General features: G+C 39.8%; 3 protein-coding genes and 1 pseudogene. All 4 read right to left on the reverse strand.

Features of this window, described 5'->3' with window-relative positions:
* Positions 1–152 precede the first annotated feature (152 nt).
* Complete coding sequence (locus C9J42_RS21150; protein WP_107302297.1) at positions 153–890, reverse strand: DUF2931 family protein; 738 nt, start codon at positions 888–890, stop codon at positions 153–155.
* An 81-nt stretch (positions 891–971) separates the two neighbouring features.
* Positions 972–1,709 (reverse strand): DUF2931 family protein, encoded by a 738-nt coding sequence (locus C9J42_RS21155; RefSeq protein WP_107288183.1) that lies wholly within the window; start codon positions 1,707–1,709, stop codon positions 972–974.
* A gap of 80 nt (positions 1,710–1,789) precedes the next feature.
* Positions 1,790–2,530 carry a DUF2931 family protein gene (locus C9J42_RS21160; RefSeq protein ID WP_107302298.1) on the reverse strand — a complete coding sequence of 247 codons (741 nt, stop codon included), beginning with the start codon at positions 2,528–2,530 and terminating at the stop codon, positions 1,790–1,792.
* Positions 2,531–2,793 (reverse strand): annotated as a pseudogene (locus C9J42_RS21165) (hypothetical protein); the annotation flags it as partial.

Genomic DNA, 2,793 nt, shown 5'->3' on the forward strand with positions numbered 1-2,793 from the left:
CGTTCTCTATTTATCATGCTACAACCAGCCAGTAATAGGCAGAATACTCCTGTTGATATGATCTTTTTCATTTACTGTCCTTGTGTAATGAATGCTGAATCTAGCTCTTTCATTGAGCGCCTCACAGGTTTCTGTGAGGCGATAAGTCAATATTAATGAAGCTGATCTACAATATATTTTTTTGATGTATATATCTTATTTACCTTGTCCCAAGGGATAGGCGTTAAGGTTGCGTTAGCCTTTTTAGCACTTTTAAGTACAGCGTTTCTTGTCTGGTTGTGATCAGAGTAAGTACTTCCGTTATAGTCCGTTTCGGGTGTGCTAGTTGGCGATAGCTCAGTAACGTACGTATACTTGCCACACCCTTCAAGCCACACTTTCACTTGCCCATTTGGTAGGAAACCAAAATCAAATGTCGTTTGGTAGCAGGTTCGGTTTATTCCATCAGCCTCAACATGGTTTTGTTGTTTATACATCAGCGCTTTCATTTTTTGGGTAACATCTAATTCAGTAATATAGAACTTCGCGTCAAAAAGGGATGTCCAGTAAAGCACGACTTTATCGGGTAAATGATTGGTAGGTTGGATTTGTGAATCTCCTCCCATAGTAGCAAAAGCGAGAGGTAACCCATAACCATTATAATCAGGTAAAAAGCCTTTTATACGCTTAAAATCACTAACCGTCATAAACTGACTATGAGTGTGTAAAATAGAGGTCCAATCTTCTTGCGTGTTAATACCATATGCTTTAGTGACTCTGACAGGGTAAAATGATGGCATAGCATAAGCCACAGTCCAATCAGGAACTTCATCAGGTACGCGTTCTCTATTCACCATGCTACAACCAGCCAGTAATAGGCAGAGTACTCCGGTTGATATGATCTTTTTCATTTACTGTCCTTGTGTAATGAACGCTGAATCTAGCTCTTTCATTGAGCGCCTCACAGAAACCTGTGAGGCGAGAAGTCAATATTAATGAAGCTGGTCAACAGTAAAATGTTTTGATGTATAAACCTTATTTACCTTGCCCCAAGGGATAGGCGTTAAGGTTGCGTTAGCCTTTTTAGCTCTTTTTTTTACATATTCTGTTGCTTGGAAATATTGTTTCGATGTGATTGAATTATAGTCAGTATCAGGCATGCTAGTTGGTGACAGCTCAGTAACGTACGTATACTTGCCACACCCTTCTAGCCACACTTTCACTTGTCCATTTGGTAGAAAGCCAAAATCAAATTGACTTTGATAGCAAGTACGTTTTATTCCGTCAGATTCCACATGATGCTGTTGTGTATACATCAGCGCTTTCATTTTTGGAGTGACATCTAATTCAGTAATATAGAACTTCGCGTTAAAAAGGGATGTCCAGTAAAGCACGACTTTATCGGGTAAATGATTGGTAGGTCGAATTTGTCTATACCCGCCCATCGTAGTAAAGTAGAGTGGTAATCCATAGCCATTATAATCAGGTAAAAAGCCCTTAATACGGTTGAAGTCACTAACCGTCATAAATTGGCTGTGGGTGTGTAAAATAGAGGTCCAATCTTCTTGCGTGTTAATACCATATGCTTTAGTGACTCTGACTGGATAAAATGATGGCATAGCATAAGCTACAGTCCAATTTGGAACTTCATCAGGTACGCGTTCTCTATTTATCATGCTACAACCAGCCAGTAATAGGCAGAATACTCCGGTTGATATGATATTTTTCATTTACTGTCCTTGTGTAATTAATGCTGAATCTAGCTCTTTCATTGAGCGCCTCACAGGTTTTTGTGAGGCGGTAAACAATATTAATGAAGCTGATCTACAATATATTTTTTTGATGTATATATCTTATTTACCTTGTCCCAAGGGATAGGTCTCAAGGTTGCGTTAGCCTTTTTAGCTCTAATATTTAACTCGTCTTCATAATCATGCTTGTAGGCAGTTGATGAATTTCCGTTATAGTCCGTTTCGGGTGTGCTCGTTGGCGATAGCTCAGTAACGTACGTATACTTGCCACACCCTTCAAGCCACACTTTCACTTGCCCATTTGGTAGGAAACCAAAATCAAATGTCGTTTGGTAGCAGGTTCGGTTTATTCCATCAGCCTCAACATGGTTTTGTTGTTTATACATCAGCGCTTTCATTTTTTGGGTAACATCTAATTCAGTAATATAGAACTTCGCGTCAAAAAGGGATGTCCAGTAAAGCACGACTTTATCGGGTAAATGATTGGTAGGTTGGATTTGTGAATCTCCTCCCATAGTAGCAAAAGCGAGAGGTAACCCATAACCATTATAATCAGGTAAAAAGCCCTTAATACGGTTGAAGTCACTAACCGTCATAAATTGGCTGTGGGTGTGTAAAATAGAGGTCCAATCTTCTTGCGTGTTAATACCATATGCTTTAGTGACTCTGACTGGATAAAATGATGGCATAGCATAAGCTACAGTCCAATCCGGAACTTCATCAGGTACGCGTTCTCTATTCATCATGCTACAACCAGCCAGTAATAGGCAGAGTACTCCGGTTGATATGATCTTTTTCATCTACTGTCCTTGTTTACATTCGAATATTTGACGCTCATTGTATCTTTGCTCTGTCGGACTAAATATTTTAAGCTCAGAGGCCTTTCGTGATACCTGCTCTTTAATTGGCACATGATAATTGTTACGAGTAAACGGAAAGTGCACACCTTTTCTGGCCATTTGAGACCAAAAGCCTTGCTGATTCCCCGGCGCTTGCGGCGGAATATGCTGTGAGTTGTACGGGGTATTTTTCATGGTTATTTTCAATCTTTCTTCGGCGTTAA

The organism is Photobacterium sp. GB-56, assembly GCF_003026105.1.
Classification (GTDB): Bacteria; Pseudomonadota; Gammaproteobacteria; order Enterobacterales; family Vibrionaceae; genus Photobacterium.